The following is a 2172-nucleotide window of genomic DNA, read 5'->3' on the forward strand; positions in this document are numbered from 1 at the left end:
GTTACATATATTCCAGAACCTGTAATAACAATAGATGATATATCTTTCAACCCATTAATAAAAGTAAAAAGGGGATCACCTGTACGAGTAACTGTTATTTTAAAAAAATCAGTTACTAGAAGTGTAGACATCACACTTACAAGTGATGATAAGTATTTTAATCAAGTTTTAAAGAAAGTGAAGATTACTGTTCCTGTGGGAAAAAATACAGGAAATTCTACATTTATTGTTCCTACTCAGGGTAATAATTATAACAATGGTGGTAGAGTACAGATCACTGCATCTTATAATAATTCAAGTTTAAGTAAATGTTTATATTTAGAACCTGAACCTGACCAACAAGGTGGAACTAATGTAAATTGTCCTCCACCTCCTTCAGAACCAATTTCACCAGCATTTATACTGAAACCTATAATAAGTGATTGGATTAGGAAAAATCCTGAACTAATTATTAGTCCTCAATCTCCATCCCAATCAAAATAGCTCCACTATATGACAATTGGTTCTAAAGAGCGATGCCTTCGGCTACTAAAGTATCACACCATTTCCCCTCTATTAATTCTGTCACTAGTGGTGTAATTATAAACTTAGCAGGAAACCCCGCTTTTACATCTACCCGCACACAGGAATAAGGTTTTTTCCGCTCAGAACCGTAACCACTGCGTCCCACATACAGCAGAGAGTCTGCAACTTTGCGAGTAGAATTATCAGCAACATCATTAAAAGTTTCCATCAGTTCTGTCCCTTCTTGTCGTTGACGACGGGGACGACGACCACTCCCACCACAGACAATATAATTAATGTAAGAATCAGCATATCCTGTATTCACTGTCCGCAGATATTCCAAACAATGCGCGTGACCGTTGAAAATCACATCTACAAGCGGTTTACCTTCAGTTATATGACCCAAACTTGCCGCTACTTGCTCAAATACTCCTCGCAAACGATGACGTACAGCTAAAGTTTGTCCTTGATGCCATTTGGTTGCTTCTGTTACATAAGGAGGATGATGAAAAAAGATTACCCTTCCCCGCACTTCTGAATTTTGCCAAGACTCAATCAACCGATTTCGCAACCAATCCAGTTGTTCAAAATCAACATCATCAGGAGTATGAGTTTCTAATTGCTTTTCAATATCAATCTTCACTTCATTAAGTTGGTCTACTTTAGCACCTAAATCTGCGAGTTGTTCAGAATCTGCGGGATTTTCAGAATCTAATTTTTCACAATCTGCTAAGATTTGTAACTCTTCTTGTTCTAACTTTTGACGCAGCTGTAACAACTCCCGACGAATATCTGCTGCTTGGTTTTCTGGTAGAGGTTCTGGAGTATTAAAAGTATTAGAATCGAGAGCAAAAAAATCAATCCCGCCATAACGAAACGTATAATACCGATTAGGTAAACGGGTAAATTTTCCCGGTTCGTAATGCAAACATTTTTCTCTATCATTTTTAGCAATATAATGTGCATCTAAATGATGTTCTAACTCTGCTGGAGAAAGAGCAGCTAAGTAATCAATAAATGCCCTTGTATAAGCATCTCCTTGATTTGAACCATGCCAACCAATTTCAATATCTCTATAACGTAACATCCGACGCAAAGGCAAAGTCGAACCAGTAATTAAGCGATATAACCAAGGAATATCATAATAATCATGATTACCTAAAACTGGCAAAATTGGTAACTTAAAAACCATCTGGTCATAAGCAATATTTTTGGGATTTTCACCACCTACCAAAAATTCGCGATAAGGTTCAATAAAATTGGCTGGATAATATTCACGAGAACCCACTACATAAATTACATCACCAGTATGTAAAACAAATCGGCAATCATCACTATGATTTAACATCATTTGGGCAACTTGACGTTGAGGATGAAAACCATAATGGGATTTAGTTCCACTATCACCAATTACCATAAACGAGAAATCTGGATTTTCTTGCCTGCCATCATCTAAAATCATGGAAGTTTGGTCAATTCCTCGTTGCTGAATACTAGGATGCTGCCATCGCACCCGTTGTTTCATCTTTTGAATTTTTACAGGAACCGATGGTTCAGAAATTAATTTCATAGCTGAAATAAGCTAAACTCTAAGCTGATTTTAACGAATTAGTCAATCTTTTATTATCAAGTATTATATAGTGATCCGATTTAAATTTTGAAAAAATC

Annotated in this window: 2 protein-coding genes; one reads left to right on the forward strand and one right to left on the reverse strand. The window is 36.3% G+C overall.

The genetic code is table 11. The annotated features are described in order from the left end of the window. A partial coding sequence (locus VB694_RS11290; RefSeq protein ID WP_323360413.1) for a hypothetical protein occupies nt 1–483 on the forward strand: 483 nt, incomplete at its 5' end. 22 nt (nt 484–505) lie between these two features. Here the strand turns inward: VB694_RS11290 and VB694_RS11295 are convergent. After that, the gene (locus tag VB694_RS11295) at nt 506–2074 is read right to left on the reverse strand and encodes a metallophosphoesterase (protein WP_323360414.1); all 1569 of its coding nucleotides are present in this window, start codon (nt 2072–2074) and stop codon (nt 506–508) included. Between the last annotated feature and the right edge of the window lie 98 nt (nt 2075–2172).

Origin of the sequence: Anabaena sp. UHCC 0451 (genome assembly GCF_034931405.1) — a bacterium.
Lineage (GTDB): Bacteria > Cyanobacteriota > Cyanobacteriia > Cyanobacteriales > Nostocaceae > RDYJ01.

Excerpts from the sequence above, each read along its gene's own strand:
- VB694_RS11295 (WP_323360414.1), bottom strand. The coding sequence starts at position 2,074 with ATGAAATTAATTTCTGAACCATCGGTTCCTGTAAAAATTCAAAAGATG.